The following is a 17,795-nucleotide window of genomic DNA, read 5'->3' on the forward strand; positions in this document are numbered from 1 at the left end:
CCGGATATGACTTCAACTTCCTATCGCGGCCAGTGGCTTCCTGGTCTTCCCCCCATGCTGGCCGCCGGCGCGGTCTGCCTGTCGCCTGGCTTGGCCTGGGCCGAGCCGGGTACGGCCGAGGCCGCGCCGGCGCTCTTGGCTTACCGTTTCGACAAGCGGCTGCTGCAAGGCAACTCGCTGGCGGACGACATCGAGCGCTTCAACAAACCCAGCCAGGTAGACCCCGGCGAGTACCTGGTGGATGTTTTCGTCAACAACACGTTTTACTCTCGCCAAACCGTGAGCTTCCGGCGCGAGGAAGACCACCCCACGTCCGCTTGTCTGGATCGGGCTTTCCTGATCAAGGCCGGGGTCTTGCCCGAAAGCTTGCCGCCGGACGAGGAGGACGCGGCGGCGTGCTGGCCGCTGGCGCTGCGCATTCCCGGCGCCGGCAGCGAGTTCGACCTGCCGCGGCTGCGTCTGAATCTGTCGGTGCCGCAGGCGGCGATGAAACGGCTGCCGCGCGGCTACGTGGCGGAAGAGGATCTGGACGTCGGCGCGGCCATCGGCTTCCTCAACTACGACGCCAACAGCTACCGCTCCAGCACCGGCGATATCAGCAACACCTATCACTACGTTTCCGCCGACGCCGGGGTGAACCTGGGGCTGTGGCGTTTGCGCCAGCAATCCAACTACAGCAGCGGCATGGCAGGAGGCGGACGCTGGAATCATATCCGCAGCTATGTGCAGCGCGCCTTGCCCGCCCTGCAGAGCGAGCTGACGCTGGGGGACAGCTCCACCGGCGGCAGCCTGCTGAGCGGGCTCAGCTATCGCGGCGTGCAGCTACGCAGCGACGACCGGATGCTGCCGGAAGCCGTGCGCGGCTACGCGCCGGTGGTGCGCGGCGTGGCGGACACCAACGCCAGGGTGGTGGTGCGTCAGGGCAAGCAGGAAATTTATCAGACCGTGGTGGCGCCCGGGCCCTTCGTGATCGACGATCTGTTCCCCACCAGCTATCAGGGCGACCTGGAGGTGGAGGTGACGGAGGCGGACGGACAGGTGAAGCGTTTCACCGTGCCGTTTGCCGCGGTGCCGGGATCGATGCGGCCGGGCCAGACGCGTTACAGCCTGACGGTGGGCCAGCTGCGCAATACGCTGGAAGACAAGCCGGTGTTCGCCGATTTCACTTATCAGCGCGGCGTCAGCAACGCCTTGACCGCCAATATGGGCGCGCGGGCGGCGTCCGATTACGCCGCGCTGCTGGGCGGGGCGGTGTGGGGGTCTCGCTACGGCGCCTTGGGCGCGGACGCCACCTTGTCGCGATCCCGCGACAGCGACGGCAGCCAGATCCACGGCTGGCGCGCGGCACTGACTTACAGCCACACCATCCAGCCCACCGCCACGTCCATTACTTTGGCGGGCTATCGCTACTCCACTCGCGGCTACCGCGATCTGGTCGACGCGCTGGGCGCGCGCGAGGCCTATAAGCAGGGCCGGACCTGGAACTCCGGCAGCTTCCAGCAGCGCAACCAGTTCACCGTCAGCGTCAACCAGCGGCTGGGCGATTACGGCAGCCTGGGACTGTCCGCCGCGATCAGCGATTACTACAACGGCAAGGAGCGGGACACCCAGCTGCAACTCAGCTATCAGAACCAGTTCCGTTCCATCAGTTACGGGGTATCGGTGGCGCGCCAGCGCATGGGGCAGTCGCAAGACGGCGGCTCCAGATTTCAGCCGCTGGACAGCGGACGGGTGCGCAATACGGTGATGTTCAATCTATCCATGCCCTTGGGGAAGGTCCGGCGCGCGCCGATGTTGGCGGCCTCGACCAGCCGCAGCGACGGTGAAAACAATCTGCAACTGTCCTTGAGCGGCACCGCGGACGAGGCGCAGACGGTCAGCTACGGCGTCAACGTGTCGCAGACCTCGCAAAACAGCGCCACCGCATTGGGCGGCAATGTGCAAAAGCGCTTCCCGCTGGTCACCGTGGGCGGCAGTTATTCGCGCGGACGCAATTTCACCCAAACCGGCGCCAGCGCGCGCGGCGCAGTGGCGGTGCACCGCGGCGGCGTGACCTTCGGCCCCTATCTGAGCGAAACCTTCGGCCTGGTGGAAGCGCCGGGCGCCAAAGGCGCGGAAGTGCGCTACGGCATGGGCGCCAAGGTGGACCGCGCCGGTTACGCGCTGATCCCGTCGCTGACCCCTTACCGTTACAACGACGTGTCGCTGGACAGCAAGGGCCTGGCCGATGGCGTGGAGCTGCAAGGCGACCAATTGCGCACCGCGCCTTACGCCGGCGCGGCGGTCAGGCTGAAGTTCGCCACCCGCCGCGGCCAGGCGCTGTTGATCAAGGGGCGGCTGGCAAACGGCCAGGCCCTGCCCATGGGCGCGATGGTGTACGCGGAAGACGGCTCCAATATCGGCATGGTGGGCCAGGGCGGGCAGGCCTATGCGCGGGTGGCCTCCCGCAAGGCGCGCCTGCTGGTGAAGTGGGGCAAAGAGGCGGACAGGCAGTGCGCGCTGCCGTATGAACTGGCCGACGACGCGCCAAGCCGGCCGATTATCCGCCTGGAGGCGGAGTGCGCGCCGCCGCTCAAACAATGAGGACCAAGATGAAATTTCAAACTGACGCCGCGGCGCGGAGGCATGGCGCGGCGGCCTTATTGGCCGTGCTGCTGGGTGGGCTGTGGAGCGCGCAGGCGGAGGCCGCGTGCTATCGCGTGTCGCGCCCCACGCCGTCGACCAATCCCAACGATGTGGATTATGTTGAACCGGGCAAGGGGGTGGTACGGTTGTGGGAGGGCGCGCGAGACGATGCAGGGCAGCAGGCGATGGCGATGACCCTCAATATCAATAACGAGATATTCCAGCCTGACGGCACCTTGTTGGGCAGCAAGGTGTTGAGCATTTACGACTTGGGTTTCGGCAATATCGGCGGCTATACGCCGGAACAAGTGCTATTCCGTTGCACGAAAGAAGAAGAGGGAAAACTGTTTGAATACTACTCGACCAATGGCGACAACGAATGGGCCGGCAGGGATGAGGTTGGCAGCGCCATCGGGCTGGCGGATTCTTACCGTACGATGCAGCGCGGGCTGATTTCGCGAGTGACCAATCTGAATACCGGAGAGCATGCGACGCGGAAGTGGAAACGCCGAGCATTGAAACTGACGGCTGAAGACATCGATTCACAGAAGTGGCTTCTGATCAAGGTCAAGCATTTCAGCAACTACAAGGTGGAGTTTTTCAAATACAGCGAGGCGAAGGGCTATCCGGATATAGTCTGGCAGGATAGCGAGCTTGGCCAGAGCTGGGTAAATAGCCAGCCGATAGCTTACAGCGCGTTTCAAGGCGGCGGCTGGTCGCCAGGTTTGTTTATAGGCGCCGATCACATAAACAATTGGTCCGGTTTCTACAACGCCTGGCCCGGCGCCATCAACCCGTATAACACCGTCAAGATCCGCAGAACCGCCAGCTGTCGGGTGGAAATGGTGACGCCGGTGGTGCTTTTCCCGTCCATCAGCGCGGTTGAGATGGAGAAGGGCGGGCAACGTACGCTGCCGATCGAGATCAACCTGCAATGCCAGACGGGCTCGCCGGCCAATATCGGCCTGTCCGGTTTTCAAAGCGGAACCAGAACGGGACAGACGGCGATGGGGGTGTTGGTGCAAGCCGACAATTACCAAGCGGCCTTGAAAGAAGGCTTGGGCGCCCCCGGCGGTAGTGGGGTCACGCATCTGCTGTCCGACGGTTACGGGGTCAACCCCGCCGTGGCCACCGGCGTGGGCGTGGCCTTGAGCCGGCCGGGCGGCCAGCGCTTGAACCTGTTGAGCAATGAGCTGATCACCGGCGGCGGAGCCCCAGACGGCTGGTATCCGGTGTTGCAGGACGCGGAAGCGACGAGTAACCAGAGCGGTCTGACCCATTACCGTGCCCGGATGAGCGCGACGCTGATCCGCCTGCCGGGCAAGAAGGTCAAGCCGGGTTCCTTGAACGCGACCGCGCAAGTGGTGGTCCGTGTCCAGTAGCGCGTGGGCGCGCTGGAGCGCGGGTGGTCTGTTGTGCCTATTGTGCGGCAGCAGTTGGGCCGGGCTGATGGCGGAGTCGACACGGGTGGTGTTCGAGGCCGGCGGCGCCGAGCAATCGCTGCAACTGGTCAATCTCAACCCCTATCCGGTGGTGGTGCAGGCCTGGGTCGACGACGGTCATTTGGAGTCCGGCCCGGACGCGGCCGGAGCGGCGGGCGCGGCGGTGATGCCCATTCCGCCTATCTTCCGCTTGAACCCGAAGGGACAGATCAGTCTGCGCCTGCTCGCCACCGGCGTGCCCTTGCCCATGGATCGCGAGTCGCTGTTCTGGTTGAACCTGTACGAAATCCCTCCGGCGAGGACGGATTTGCCGGCGGATGCGCAGACGCTGACCGTCACGCTGCGGACTCAGATGAAGGTTTTGATGCGGCCGGCCAAGCTGCCCGTCTCGGTTGAGGACTTGCCGGAGCAACTGCGTTTCACCCTGGAGCAGCGGACGGACGGTCCGCGTGTGCGCATCGACAACGCCAGCCCTTATTACGCCACCTTCCGCGCGCTGGAACTGGCCTGCTCCGGGGCGCCGGCGCAGCCATTGGCGGCGGAGATGGTGGCGCCCTTAACGGCGGAGACGCTGGCCTTGGATTCGTCCCCGCCCTGCGCCGTCGAGCAGGCGGAAGTCCGTTTTTTGCTGGTGGGCGACGATGGCAACCCGGTGGCGGGCAAGGCGGCCCTGGCTTCGAGCGTCAGCGGTTCCTGATGGATGTTTATGAAAATAGAGTAGAATTGAAATGATTTTGATCGTTTTGGCATTGTCGGGCCGACCCTGGCGCTGAGCCGGAACGCGAGCCGCCGCATCCACAGGAGCCGTGATGACGAGTAATGCCGCCTTAAGCCAGAGCATCCAGTTTTTCCTTGAACTGGATAAATTGAAAGAAGTGATCCGCAAAAACTGGATCGCTTCGCAGCAGAGGCGGGAAAACTCCGCTGAGCACAGCTGGCAGGTGGCGATGCTCGCCATGGCCTTGCAACCGCACGCCAACGAGCCGGTGGCGCTGGACCGAGTGGTCAGGCTCTTGCTGGTGCACGATGTCGGCGAAATCGTCGCCGGCGACGTCAGCGTATTCGACCGAGGAGAAGGCCCTGAGGAGAAAGAGGCCGAACGCGCCGGCGCGGCTCAGGTGTTCAACCTGCTGCCGCAGGCGCAGGCGGAGGAAATGTTGGCTTTGTGGGACGAGTTCGAACAAGGCTTTACCGCGGAGGCGCGTTTCGCCAATGCGATAGACCGGCTGGCGCCGGCCTTGTTGAACCTGCACTCCGACGGCAAGGGCTGGAAGGAGCAGCAGGTGCGCAAGTCCCAGGTGCTGGAGCGCGTGATGCCGGGGGTCAGGCAGGGTTGCCGCGCCGCGGCCGGATGGCTGGAACAGGCCTTGGAGCAGGCCGAGCAACGCGGCGTGTTCCCGCCGGAACGCTAGGCCGGCGCGCCGGCTTGCGGCGGATCAATTGGCCGGCCGGCGTCTTGCCGCATACTGTCTTCCATCGAGGGCCGCCGCTGGGCGGCCTTTTGGCTTTGAGGGGGACGAAATGATTGCGGTGATCGGCGCGGGAATGTCCGGCCTGGCCTGCGCCTGGCAGTTGCGCCGGCGCGGCGAGGACGCGGTGGTGTACGAGGCCTCCGACCGGGTGGGCGGCAAGGTGCTGAGTCTGGACCTGGCGCCGGGCTTGATGGAGGCGGGGCCCAATACTTTGCTGGCGGACGAGGCCTTGTGGCAATGGCTGCTGGAGCTGGGACTGACGCCCTTGGCGCCGGCGGCGGGGCCGCAGCGGCGCTTCGTGCTGCGGCACGGCCATTACCGCGCCTTGCCCGACGGTCCCGCCTCCCTGTTGGCCGGCGGCTATTTCAGCCCGGGCGCCAAATGGCGGCTGTTGAGCGAGCCTTGGCGCCGCCCCGCCGAGCCGGACGCGTCGGAAACGGTGGCGGCCTTTTTTCGGCGCCGCTTGGGCGAGGAGGTGCTGGCCACCCTGGTGGACCCGTTCATCGGCGGCGTGTTCGCCGGCGATCCGGAAGAATTGCTGATGAGGGAATGCCTGCCCGCATTGGCGGCGGCGGAGCGGGAGGCGGGATCGCTGGCCTTGGGCATGTGGCGGCGCTGGCGGCGCGGCGAGACCCGGCGCAAGCGGATGTGCACGCTGGCGGGCGGGCTGTCCAGCCTGGCGGAGCGGCTGGCGAGAGATCTGGACGTGAGGCTGGGCTGTCCGGCGCTGGCGCTGGAACGCGCGGGCGAGGGCTGGCGTTTGTGGACGCCGCAGGGGCCGCAGCCGGCCAGCGCGGTGGTGTTGGCTTTGCCGGCGCCGCAGGCGGCGCGGCTGCTGGAACCCTGCGAGCCGGAATGGGCGCGGGCCTGCGCGGCGCTGCCCTATGCGCCGCTGACCGTGGTGGCCACCGTGGCGGCGGAGCGGACGCTGCGCCGGCCGCTGGAGGGTTTCGGCGGCTTGCACCCGGCCAGCGAGCAGGCTTTGGCCTTGGGGCATTTGATGTCCAGCCGGATCTATCCGCATACGGCGGCGCCCGGCTCGCGCTTGTTGACCAGCTTCATCGGCGGCCGTCGCCAGCCGGAGTTGGCCGCTTTGCCGGATCAGGCCTTGTTGCGGCGCTTGAACCTGGAGCTGGCGCGCCTGTTCGGGCTGGAGGGCGAACCCTTGAGCCAGCGCATCGTGCGTTGGCCGCAGGCGCTGCCGCAGGGCACGGCGGCGATGGCGGCCTTGCGGCCGCTGGCGGCGGCCGCGAGCGAGCGCGGCCTGCATGTCTGCGCCAACTGGCTGGACGGGGTGTCGCTGCCGGACTGTCTGGCCAAGGGGCGGGCGCTGGCAGATCGGCTGGCGGCGCAGGCTTTGCATTGCCGCGGATCCGGCATATAACAAATCGTCGCGGACAGCGGGACGAGAGGAGAGGCCGATGCGGGCGAGTCTAGGGATGACGGCTGCCGGGGCCTGTCTGCTGGCGGCGGGCGCGGCGGCGCAGGCCCCGATCAAACTGTGCGGGGTGGAGTGGCAGCCGTTCAGCTATGTGAAGAACGGCAAGGTGGATTCCGGCATCAGCCACGACGTGCTGCAAGAGGCCTTCCGCCGGATGAAGGTGCCGGTGACGATGGAGGCCGCGCCTTGGGAGCGTTGCCTGCGCGGGGTCAAGACCGGCGATTACGACGCGGTGATAGACAATGAAGTGGCCGCTCAGACGCCGCGTTTCAAGAACGTCTATTCCAGCTATCCGGTGGCCTTGTGCGTCAAGCGCGGCTCGCCGGTCAAATCCTTCGACTGGAAACTGGTGCAAGGCCAGGCGGTGGGCATGGTGCGCGGTTACACCTATACGCCGAAGATTCTGAACTACCCCAACTGGAAGCTGGAGCCGAGCAACGACGAGGATCAGCTGTACGCGATGCTGACCGGCGGCCATCGTCGGTTCGTCTTGTGCGATGTGTGGGGCGCCTCCCTGCGGCCGAACGTGGAGATCTTGCAGCCGGTGATAGACCGCACCGATCTGTCGCCCAATTTCAGCGCCCGGCAGGCGGCGCTGGCGGCCAGGCTGGACGCGACGATAGGCGATCTGATCCGCGACGGCAGCGTGGAGCGCATCTACGCCAAATACACCCAGCGCAAGTTCCGGGATATGGTGCCGGCGGCGGGCAAATGAGGGCGCCGCTGCGCGAGGCGGGCCGGCGCGAGGGCGTTTCGCCGGCCTTTTTGATTTGCCGCCAACGGCTTGGCTTTGCGCGGGGGGCGCTAGGCGGTAGAATCTGCCTTTGACTTTTCACTTTGCTTGCCACCTCTATGCTTACCTTCCAGGAAATCATCCTCACGCTCCAGCACTATTGGAACCGCCAGGGCTGCGCCTTGCTGCAGCCTTACGACACCGAAGTGGGCGCGGGGACTTCCCACACCGCCACCTTTCTGCGGGCGCTGGGGCCGGAGCCGTGGAACGCGGCCTATGTGCAGCCGTCGCGTCGACCCGCGGACGGTCGTTACGGCGAAAACCCCAACCGCCTGTTCCAGCATCATCAATTCCAGGTGGTGCTGAAGCCGGCTCCGTCCAATATCCAGGAACTGTATCTGGGTTCCTTGAAGGAGCTGGGCCTGGATCCGACGGTGCAGGATATCCGCTTCGTCGAGGACGACTGGGAAAACCCGACCCTGGGCGCCTGGGGCCTGGGCTGGGAAGTGTGGCTGAACGGCATGGAAGTGACCCAGTTCACCTATTTCCAGCAAGTGGGCGGCCTGGACTGCAAGCCGGTGCTGGGCGAGATCACCTACGGTCTGGAGCGTCTGGCCATGTATCTGCAGGGCGTGGAGAACGTCTACGACCTGATCTGGACCCATCTGCCGGACGGCCAGCCGGTCACGTACGGCAATGTGTTCTTCCAGAACGAAGTGGAGCAGTCCAAGTACGCGTTCGAACACAGCAACGTCGAGCTGCTGTTCCGCCAGTTCAACGACTACGAGGCCGAGGCCAAGTCGCTGCTGGAGGCCAGCCTGCCGCTGCCGGCCTACGAGATGATTCTCAAGGCCGGGCACACCTTCAACCTGCTGGACGCGCGCGGCGCGATCTCGGTGACCGAACGCGCCACCTATATCGGCCGCATCCGCACCCTGTCCCGCGGCGTGGCGCAGGCGTATTACGACGCCCGCGAAGCGCTGGGTTTCCCGATGTGCCGGCAGGCCTGAGCTTGGCTTGCCGCCCCGGCCGTTTCTTGACAGAGGGAATGCGCATGAAGGCCTTTTTCGCATGTCTGTGCGCCGCGCTGGCGCTGCCGGCGCAGGCCGAGCCCGCCGCCGACTGGGTGGCGTATCAGGACGGCAAGGCGCTGCAATTGGCGATAGACGGCAATTCGCTGTGGCTGGGGCAGGACGGGCTGGTGCACTTCGTCAACCAGGAACGGTTCGACAAGATCCAGTACGAGAAAAGCTACAAGCTGAAATTCAATATCCGCCGCAGCGTAGGCTACGCCGACTGCGGCAAGTACCAGTACGTGTTTGTCAGTTCCGATTATTTCGATCGCAACAACAAGCACCTGTTCTCAACCCTGTTTCCAGTGCCGCGTCACGCCTGGAAATGGCAGCCCGTGTATAACGGATCGGTCGCCGACGCCATGATGAAGGTGATCTGCGAAGCCGCCGGGGCCGCCAAGCGTTAAGTTTTAGAGTGAATATGAACCAGACATTGCTGATTGAGCTGCTCACCGAGGAGCTGCCGCCCAAAGCGTTGGAAAAGCTGGCCGCCAGCTTTGCCCAGACCATAGGCGACGAACTGAAAAAGATGCAGTTCGCGCCGGCCGACGCCGAAGCGACGGTCTACGCCTCGCCGCGCCGCCTGGCGGTGCAGCTGGCCGATGTGGCCGCCTTGCAGCCGGACCAGAAGATTAGCCGCAAGGGCCCGGCCGTGGCCGCCGGGATGAAAGACGGCCAGCCCACGCCGGCGCTGGCCGGTTTCGCCCGCTCCTGCGGCGTGGACGTGTCCGCGCTGTCCACGATGAGCGACGGCAAGCAGGACGTGTACGTCTACGAGAGCGTCAAGCAGGGTCAGCCGCTGGCCGCGGTGCTGGCCGACGTGGTGGCCTTGGCGCTGAAAAAGCTGCCGGCGCCCAAGCTGATGCGCTGGGGCAGCCTGGACGTGCAGTTCGTCCGTCCGGTGCACGGCCTGATCATGCTGCACGGCGACGCGGTGGTGCCGGGCGAGGTGCTGGGCCTGCACAGCGGCCAACGCACCCGCGGCCATCGCTTCCTGTCCGAGGGCGAAGTGACCGTGGCCAACGCCGACGCTTACGCCCGCACCCTGCATGAGTCCGGCAAGGTGGTGGCCAGCTTCGACGCGCGCCGCGAACTGATCCTCCACAAGCTGGCCGAGGCCGCCGCCCGCCTGAACGCCACCATCGCCGCGCCGGAGGCCTTGTTCGACGAGGTGACCGGCCTGGTGGAATGGCCGGTGGTGCTGGAAGCCGGCTTCGAGGCCGAATTCCTGCGCGTGCCGCAGGAATGCCTGATCCTGACCATGCAGCAGAACCAGAAATACTTCCCGCTGCTGGACGCCTCCGGCAAGCTGATGAACCGCTTCCTGCTGGTGTCCAACCTGGAAACCGCGGACCCGTCCTTCATCGTCGGCGGCAACGAGCGCGTGCTGCGCGCGCGCCTGTCCGACGCCAAGTTCTTCTTCGAACAGGACCAGAAGGCGCGGCTGGACAGCCGGCTGCCGCGTCTGGCCAATGTGGTCTACCACAATAAGATCGGTTCGCAGCTGGAGCGCGTGGAGCGCTTGCAGAGCATCGCCGGCGCCATCGCCCATGAGCTGGGCGCCGACGCCGCGCTGGCCGCCCGCGCAGCCTACCTGGCCAAGGCCGACCTGGTGTCCGGCATGGTGGGCGAATTCCCCGAGCTGCAGGGCGTGATGGGCATGTATTACGCCCAGTTCGACGGCGAGCACGCCGAAGTGGCCGCCGCCATCGAAGGCCATTACCACCCGCGTTTCGCCGGCGACACGCTGCCGGAAGGCAAGATCGCCACCGCGGTGGCGTTGGCGGACAAGCTGGAAACCATCGTCGGCATCTGGGGCATAGGCCTGATCCCCACCGGCGACAAGGATCCGTTCGCCCTGCGCCGCGCCGCTCTGGGCGTGGTGCGCATGGCGCTGGACGCGGATCTGGACCTGAAGGCGCTGCTGAACATCGTCGCCGCGGCCTTCCCGGCCGGCAAGCTGTCCGCCACCGTGGCCGACGAGGTGTTCGGCTTCATGATGGACCGCCTGAAGAACTTCCTCGCCGCCGATTACAAGGGCGACGAGATCGACGCGGTGCTGGCGCTCTCGCCCAGCCGGCTGGCGGAAGTGCGCGCGGTCTTGTCCGCCGTGGCCGCCTTCAAGGCGCTGCCGGAAGCGGCCGCGCTGGCCGCCGCCAACAAGCGGGTGAAGAACATCCTGAAGAAGGTGGAAGGCGAAGTGGGCGCGGTGAATCCGGCGCTGCTGGGCGAAGCGGCCGAGCAGGCGTTGTTCGCCGCCGTCGAGCAGTTGGCGCCGCAGGTGGACGATAAGTTCGCCGCCCGCGACTTCGCCGCCGCGCTGACTCAGCTGGCCTCGCTGCGCGCGCCGGTGGACGCCTTCTTCGACGGTGTGATGGTGATGGCGGACGACGCCGCGGTGCGCAACAACCGCATCGCCTTGCTGGCGCGTCTGGCCGGCTTGTTCAACCGCGTGGCGGACATCTCGCTGCTGGCGGAGTAATCCGATGGGGCGGCCGCGGCCGCCCCGGCGCTCTGGACGGGGAAAACCGTGAAACTAGTGATACTCGACCGCGACGGCGTGATCAACGAAGACCGCGACGATTTCGTCAAATCGCCGGCGGAATGGGTGCCGATCGAACACAGCCTGGAGGCGATCGCCAATCTGACCCAGTCCGGTTGGCGCGTGGTGGTGGCCACCAATCAATCCGGCATCGGCCGCGGCCTGTTCGACATGCAGGCGCTCAACGCCATGCACGAGAAGATGCATAGGCTGGTGGGCCAGGCCGGCGGCCGCATCGACGCGGTGCTGTTCTGTCCGCACGGCCCCAGCGCCGGCTGCGACTGTCGCAAGCCGCTGCCGGGCATGGTGCTGGAGATCGCGGAGCGCTTCAATGTGAAGCTGGACGGTTTGCCGCTGATCGGCGACAGCCGGCGCGATCTGGAGTCGGTGGCGGCGGTGGGCGGCCTGCCCATCCTGGTCAAGACCGGCAAGGGCGCCAAGACGCTGGCCGACGGCGAACTGCCGGCCGGCACCCTGGTGTTCGACGATTTGTACGACGCCGCGGAATATCTGATCGATTCCCGCGAACGTTGATTTCAGAAAAGGATAGTGTTCCAAGCATGCTGAGTTTATGGCTTCGTAACCTGCTGTACTGGCTGGTGCTGATGATCGTCACGCCGCTCTTCTTCTTCCTGCTGCTGCTGTCCGCGCCGCTGCCGCGCCGCGCGCGCCATGTGTTCGGCGTCAGCTGGGCCTTGAGCCTGCTGTGGATGCTGGAGCACGTGATCGGCCTGAAATACAAGGTGCTGGGCGCGGAAAACCTGCCTGAGCAGCCGTCGGTGATCTGTTCCAAGCACCAGTCCGGCTGGGAAACGCTGGCCTTGCAGAAGATCTTTCCGTGGCAGGTGTACGTGGCCAAGCGCGAATTGACCTGGATTCCGGTGTTCGGCTGGGGCCTGGTGCTGATGAACCCCATCATCATCAACCGCTCCGACCGCGCCAACGCCAACCAGCGCCTGCTGGAGCAGGGGCTGGAGCGCAAACGCCACCGCTTCTGGATCACGGTGTTCCCGGAAGGCACCCGCACCAAGCCGGGCGTGGCGGGCAAATACAAGCTGGGCGCGGCGCGCATGGCCAAGCAGTTCGACATGCCGCTGGTGCCGGTGGCGCACAACGCCGGTGAATTCTGGCCGCGCAACGCCTTCCTGAAATACCCCGGCGAGATCACCGTGGTGGTGGGCAAGCCCATCGTGCCGAGCGAAGAGCTGGGGCCCGAGGCGATGATGAAGGAAGCTGAGCAGTGGATCGAGGCGCGTCAGCGCGAGATCGGCGGCGTCGGCCCGTTCGCGGACGCGGATGAAAAGCGCAAACGTCTGGCTGCGTCTGCCGCTGCCTGACGGCGAAGTGGACGTGGTGCTGACCCGGCGCCCGCGCAAAAGCGTGGGCATACGGGTCAGCGCGGGCCGGGTGGAGCTGGTCGCGCATCCGGCGGTCAGCGCCGCCCGTCTGCGCGAAGTGCTGTTGGAGCGCCGCGACTGGATCGCCGGCCATGTGGCGCGGCAAAGGCAGGCGCGGCGGCAAGCCGAGGATCTCAGCCAACTGAGTTGGCAGGGTCAGGCTCTGCCCATCGTTCTGACGGCCGGCGTGCGGCGCACGGCCAGGCTGTCGGCGGAGGGCTTGATTGTTACCGGTATCGTCGAGGGCGACGCGGCCGCTTTGAAGCAGGCGGTATGCCGTTTCTTCAAACGAGAGGCGGCTTTGCGTTTTCCGGCGCGGATGGAGGCACTGGCGCGCGCCTGCCGGCGCCGGCCCAGCGGCCTGCAGCTGTCGTCGGCGCGCACGCGCTGGGGCAGTTGCACCGCGGCCGGGGTGATCCGGCTGAACTGGCGCTTGCTGCAGGCGCCGCCGGCGGTGCTGGATTACGTGATTGCCCATGAGCTGGCTCATCTGGAACACATGAACCATTCACCGGCGTTCTGGGCGGAGACCGCGCGCCTATACCCGGACTGGCAGGCGGCGCGGCGCTGGTTGAAGCTGCACGGCGCCGGGCTGTTCCATTTTGATTGATGAATTAAGGAGAGTGATGATGCGTTTACTGCACACCATGCTGCGAGTGGGCAATCTGGAGCGCTCGCTGGCGTTTTACCAGGAAGTGCTCGATATGAAATTGCTGCGCCGCCAGGATTATCCGGACGGCCGCTTCACCCTGGCCTTTGTCGGTTACGGCGCGGAAGAAGAGCAGACGGTGCTGGAGCTGACCCATAACTGGGACACCGACTCCTACGAGTTGGGCAACGCTTACGGCCACATCGCCATCGAAGTGCCGGACGCTTACGCCGCCTGTGACATGGTGCGCGCCAAGGGCGGCAAGGTGACGCGCGAAGCCGGTCCGATGAAGCACGGCACCACGGTGATCGCCTTCGTCGAAGACCCGGACGGCTACAAGATCGAATTCATCCAGCGCTGAGGCGTTCGTTTCCGCAGACAAGGCCGACGGCGTAGCGCCGCCGGCCTTGTTTCATCAAATGCTTAATTAGCGTGGCAATCGCGCAAAAACACTTGCTTCCGATACCGGTTTTCCTTGTCCGGACTGCCCGAGTTATGGGACGATGTAACGCTTTGTAACCGTTTGGGCCTAAATCAAGCGCGCCGCTTCCGCGCCGCGCGGATGCATGCCGGCCTGACTGGGAAGCGTCAGCGCAAGGGTATCCGGCTGCTCTTGCGCTTCAACAATATCGCCGGAATCCATACTTTGCATAGCCTGTCCAAGCTCGTCTTGAAGCAGGCGATGGCGCTTTTATCAATGGGCGTCATGCCCTCGGGAAGATAAATGACCAAAACACTCTTGAGCGCCGCCGCGCTGGCCCTGCTGCCGGCGCTGGCGCAAGCCGCCGAACTGGACGGCGCCACGCTGAGCCTGGCCTGGGGGCTGCCGTTCGCCGGCATTCTGCTGTCCATCGCGCTGTTCCCCATATTCGCGCCGGGTATCTGGCACCATCACTTCGGCAAGATCACCGCGGTGTGGACCGTGCTGTTCCTGGCGCCCTTCGCCGTGTCTTACGGCCTGGGCACTTCGACGGCGCTGATCGTCCACGCGCTGTTCGGCGAATACATACCCTTCATCGTGCTGCTGTTCTCGCTGTACACCGTGTCCGGCGGCATCCTGGTGTGGGGCTCCTTGCACGGTTCGCCCAAACTCAACACCGCCATTCTGGCGATAGGCACGGCGCTGGCCTCCATCATGGGCACCACCGGCGCGGCGATGCTGCTGATCCGCCCCCTGCTGCGCGCCAACGAGAAGCGCAAGCACAATGTGCACGTGGTGGTGTTCTTCATCTTCCTGGTGGCCAATATCGGCGGCGGTCTGACCCCGCTGGGCGACCCGCCGCTATTCCTGGGCTTCCTCAAAGGCGTCAGCTTCGGCTGGACGGTGCAGCATATGGCGCTGCCGGTGTTGGTGTTGTCGCTGGCGCTGCTGGCCATTTTCTACGCGCTGGACAGCTATTTCTTCAAGAAGGAAGCGCAGGCGGGCGCGCTGCCGGAAATCGACCGTTCCAAGGACAAGCCGATCAAGCTGCACGGCAAGCGCAATCTCTTCCTGCTGGCCGGCATCGTCGGCGCGGTGCTGATGTCCGGCGTCTGGAAGCCGGGCGTGGTGTTCGACATCATGGGCACCCCTGTGGAGTTGCAGAACATCGTCCGCGATCTGGCGCTGATCGGCCTGGCCTTCGCTTCGCTGTGGATCACGCCCAAGCAGGTGCGCGCCGGCAATGAATTCAACTGGGATCCCATCCTGGAAGTGGGCAAGCTGTTCGCCGGCATCTTCATCACCATCGGTCCGGTGATCGCCATCCTGCGAGCCGGCGCCGACGGCCACCTGGCCGGCCTGGTGCACATGGTGTCCGACGCCAACGGCCAGCCGGTCAACGCGATGTATTTCTGGATGACCGGCATCCTGTCCAGCTTCCTGGACAATGCGCCCACCTATCTGGTGTTCTTCAACCTGGCCCACGGCGACGCCCAAGTGCTGATGGGGCCGATGGCGGACACTCTGCTGGCGATCTCCATGGGCGCGGTGTTCATGGGCGCCAACACCTATATCGGCAATGCGCCCAACTTCATGGTCAAGGCCATCGCCGAGCACCGCCATGTGAAGATGCCGAGCTTCTTCGGCTATCTGGGTTGGTCCTGCGTCATCTTGCTGCCGCTGTTCGTGCTGATGACGCTGATTTTCTTCTGAGTCGGCCGTCCTTCGGTAAAAAAGCCCGCTGTCGCGGGCTTTTTTCATGGCGGGCCGGTCAATGATGGCCGAGGGCGGTGCCGCCCCTGCCGTCCGGCAGCGCGATGCGAATATTCTGCATCATGCCCTGGTCCTCGTGATCCAGGATATGGCAATGCAGCACGAAGTCGCCGATATAGCGCTGATAGCGGGTGCGGATGGTGATGGTGTAGCGGCCGGCCGCGGCAATTTTCGGATCATTGCTGGCTTCGATGTTTTTCACCCATAAAGTGTCTTTCCAGACGTTTCTCAGGCCGCTGTATTGCGTATCGCCCGGGTCCATCGAATCCGGCGCGCCTTCCGCGCTAATGTCCTTGCCCTTGGGGTCTACTATCTTGACGATCTGGAACGGGTTGACGTGGATATGGTAGGGGTGGCTGACGAAGTCGGAGCGCAGCGTCCACTCGTCCACGCCGCCCAGCTTCAGGGTGCGGTCTATGCGTTCGCCGGCATAGGGTTTGCCGTCCACCTGGAAGAAGGCGGCGCCGGGTTGGGACACGTCGATGTTGAACGTCAGCGTCTGGGTTCCCGTCACTTCCTGAGGGCTTATGTCCGGATGCGGCACAAAGCTGCTCAGCTTCATCCCGTTGCGCAGTTCCGCGCTGACCTTGGTGGCGACGGCGGGCGGGAAGTGGGCGCGGGCGGCGCCGATCAACACCTCCTGCAACGGACGCGAAGCCTGGCCGGGCGCAACGTCCACCACGCCCAGCAAGCGGGCCGACGGCGCCGAGCGGTCTATGGTGCTGCTGACCTTGACGTCGTTGATCAGGCAGTATTTGCCGGCGTTGGGGAAGGACACCAGAGCGTCCCAGCGATAGCCGGGCTGGAACACCACGCTCTTGCGGGTTTGCACCTTGCCCATGGTCAGGCCGTCTGCGGCGATCAAGGGCAGGTCCAGCTCCGTGCCGCTGCTGCAATAGCGGGCGACGTAATCGTCCATCTGCCTGGCGAACAGGCCGGCCAGCGGCGGCGCATTGTCGCTGAGGCGGCGCAGTTTCAGGTTGATGGTGTCGCGCACGCCGGCGTGCACCATTCTCCAGCGTTCCACGTCGCCGGCCCGCGCCTGGGCCATCTTGCCCAAGACCACGCCGTTGATGCTGGTGTAGCGGCCGGACTCTTGCCAGGTCTTGGGGCCGAACTGGTCGTAGCCTTCTATGCCGCCCACGTCGTCGCCGTCGCAGCGATAGCGTTGGTCCTCCTCATTGGGCGGGGTGGCGGTGTTGCCGTAGGTCTTGATCATGCCCTTGTATTGTCCGGTCTTGAAGCGGCAGGCGTACTGGATCTGCTGAAACACCAGCACCCGTTCGCGGAAGTTGACCCCGGCATAGGGCCGCAGCAGGGTGTCGATGTCGCCGTTCTGTTGCTGGGTGGGTTGCCGCGTGCCGCGTACGATCAGCGCGCCGGCCATGCCGCTGGACACTTGCAGCGCGGTGGAGCCGTGGCGATGGGTGTGATACCAGAAGGTGCCGGCCGGGTGATCGGGCGGAATGTTGTACTCGTACTGGAAGCTGACGCCGGGATTGATGGAGATCAGCACATTGTCGCTATTGCCCGCCGGATTGATCCAGAGCCCGTGGGTATGCAGATTGGTGCCGTTGAAACAATGGGGCTGGTTGCCGCTGCCGCCCTGGTCGGTACAGCTGGGGTCGCGGATGGGTTTGCCGTCGGCGTCGCGATTCAGCTTGTTGTTCAGGCCGATGCGCACGGTTTGTCCGGGGTAGACCTCGATCAGCGGGGCGATGAAGGGCGTGGCGCTGGGCTGAGAGGATGCCGGCGTCGCGACCGGGCTGAGCGCGCCGGGCAGGTAGCTGCGCAGCGCGACCTTGTCGTAATGGATCTGCCCGGGACGTTCCAGCGAAGGATTGCGAATCCAGCCGTAGCGATAGCGGATATCCAGATCGTAGGCGACTTCGCGCGGGGCGGCCTGCGGCTGGTCAAGCTCCAGCGGCGCGCGGAGCAGGGCGGCGGTATTGAGCGCGCCGGCGGGCTGAGCGGTCGGGATAGCCAGCAGCCGCGGCGGGTTGTCTATCTGCGGGAGGTCTTCGCCGTGGCCGGGCGCCGCGAGCAGCAGCGCGGCGAGGCCCAGCGGAAAGGGAGCGAAGCGAGCTTTGAGCATATTCATCTTGGTCTCCGAATTGGCGTGTTTGCCCATGAACAGTTGCAGGGCGGCCAATTCAGCCTAGTTCCAGATCGACGCCGTTTAAGCTGAATGTCATGTTTTGTCGGACGGGCCTGATCCGAAGGACAG

At 65.2% G+C, this 17,795-nt stretch carries 15 protein-coding genes; 14 read left to right on the forward strand and 1 reads right to left on the reverse strand.

Annotated features, from left to right (window positions below):
* Nucleotides 1-6 precede the first annotated feature (6 nt).
* From AB1Z25_RS04155 to AB1Z25_RS04220, 14 genes are all read left to right on the forward strand, one after another.
* Nucleotides 7-2,583 carry a fimbria/pilus outer membrane usher protein gene (locus AB1Z25_RS04155; RefSeq protein WP_486636620.1) on the forward strand — a complete coding sequence of 859 codons (2,577 nt, stop codon included), beginning with the start codon at nucleotides 7-9 and terminating at the stop codon, nucleotides 2,581-2,583.
* Nucleotides 2,584-2,591: 8 nt separating this feature from the next.
* Nucleotides 2,592-4,007, forward strand: a complete 1,416-nt coding sequence (locus tag AB1Z25_RS04160; RefSeq protein WP_235084182.1) for a fimbrial protein — start codon at nucleotides 2,592-2,594, stop codon at nucleotides 4,005-4,007.
* Nucleotides 3,997-4,764: a fimbrial biogenesis chaperone gene (locus tag AB1Z25_RS04165; RefSeq protein ID WP_486636621.1), complete on the forward strand. Its 768-nt coding sequence runs from the start codon at nucleotides 3,997-3,999 to the stop codon at nucleotides 4,762-4,764. The genes AB1Z25_RS04160 and AB1Z25_RS04165 overlap by 11 nt, the downstream gene beginning before the upstream one ends.
* A 112-nt stretch (nucleotides 4,765-4,876) precedes the next feature.
* Nucleotides 4,877-5,479 (forward strand): HD domain-containing protein, encoded by a 603-nt coding sequence (locus AB1Z25_RS04170; RefSeq protein WP_227107123.1) that lies wholly within the window; start codon nucleotides 4,877-4,879, stop codon nucleotides 5,477-5,479.
* 109 nt (nucleotides 5,480-5,588) lie between these two features.
* Nucleotides 5,589-6,923, forward strand: a complete 1,335-nt coding sequence (gene hemG / locus AB1Z25_RS04175; protein ID WP_486636622.1) for a protoporphyrinogen oxidase — start codon at nucleotides 5,589-5,591, stop codon at nucleotides 6,921-6,923.
* A gap of 37 nt (nucleotides 6,924-6,960) precedes the next feature.
* Complete coding sequence (locus AB1Z25_RS04180; RefSeq protein ID WP_158274228.1) at nucleotides 6,961-7,695, forward strand: substrate-binding periplasmic protein; 735 nt, start codon at nucleotides 6,961-6,963, stop codon at nucleotides 7,693-7,695.
* A gap of 137 nt (nucleotides 7,696-7,832) precedes the next feature.
* Nucleotides 7,833-8,723 (forward strand): glycine--tRNA ligase subunit alpha, encoded by an 891-nt coding sequence (gene glyQ / locus AB1Z25_RS04185; protein ID WP_107798300.1) that lies wholly within the window; start codon nucleotides 7,833-7,835, stop codon nucleotides 8,721-8,723.
* 44 nt (nucleotides 8,724-8,767) lie between these two features.
* On the forward strand, nucleotides 8,768-9,193 hold the full coding sequence (locus AB1Z25_RS04190) for a surface-adhesin E family protein (protein ID WP_227107127.1): 426 nt from the start codon (nucleotides 8,768-8,770) through the stop codon (nucleotides 9,191-9,193).
* Nucleotides 9,194-9,207: 14 nt separating this feature from the next.
* Complete coding sequence (glyS, locus tag AB1Z25_RS04195; protein ID WP_486636623.1) at nucleotides 9,208-11,268, forward strand: glycine--tRNA ligase subunit beta; 2,061 nt, start codon at nucleotides 9,208-9,210, stop codon at nucleotides 11,266-11,268.
* Between the two features lie 48 nt (nucleotides 11,269-11,316).
* Complete coding sequence (gene gmhB / locus AB1Z25_RS04200; RefSeq protein WP_019103520.1) at nucleotides 11,317-11,862, forward strand: D-glycero-beta-D-manno-heptose 1,7-bisphosphate 7-phosphatase; 546 nt, start codon at nucleotides 11,317-11,319, stop codon at nucleotides 11,860-11,862.
* Between the two features lie 26 nt (nucleotides 11,863-11,888).
* Nucleotides 11,889-12,665 (forward strand): lysophospholipid acyltransferase family protein, encoded by a 777-nt coding sequence (locus AB1Z25_RS04205; RefSeq protein WP_107798303.1) that lies wholly within the window; start codon nucleotides 11,889-11,891, stop codon nucleotides 12,663-12,665.
* The gene (locus tag AB1Z25_RS04210) at nucleotides 12,625-13,335 is read left to right on the forward strand and encodes a M48 family metallopeptidase (protein WP_486636624.1); all 711 of its coding nucleotides are present in this window, start codon (nucleotides 12,625-12,627) and stop codon (nucleotides 13,333-13,335) included. The genes AB1Z25_RS04205 and AB1Z25_RS04210 overlap by 41 nt, the downstream gene beginning before the upstream one ends.
* A 19-nt stretch (nucleotides 13,336-13,354) precedes the next feature.
* Nucleotides 13,355-13,735, forward strand: a complete 381-nt coding sequence (gene gloA / locus AB1Z25_RS04215) for a lactoylglutathione lyase (protein WP_227108547.1) — start codon at nucleotides 13,355-13,357, stop codon at nucleotides 13,733-13,735.
* Between the two features lie 363 nt (nucleotides 13,736-14,098).
* Entirely contained in the window at nucleotides 14,099-15,508 is a 1,410-nt protein-coding gene (locus tag AB1Z25_RS04220; RefSeq protein ID WP_107798304.1) for a sodium:proton antiporter, read from the forward strand.
* Nucleotides 15,509-15,566: 58 nt separating this feature from the next.
* Here AB1Z25_RS04220 and AB1Z25_RS04225 read toward each other — a convergent pair whose 3' ends face one another.
* Nucleotides 15,567-17,669, reverse strand: coding sequence for a multicopper oxidase family protein (locus AB1Z25_RS04225; protein WP_253314290.1), 2,103 nt, complete (start codon nucleotides 17,667-17,669; stop codon nucleotides 15,567-15,569).
* Nucleotides 17,670-17,795 lie beyond the last annotated feature (126 nt).

Source organism: Chromobacterium sp. HL1 (assembly GCF_057418835.1).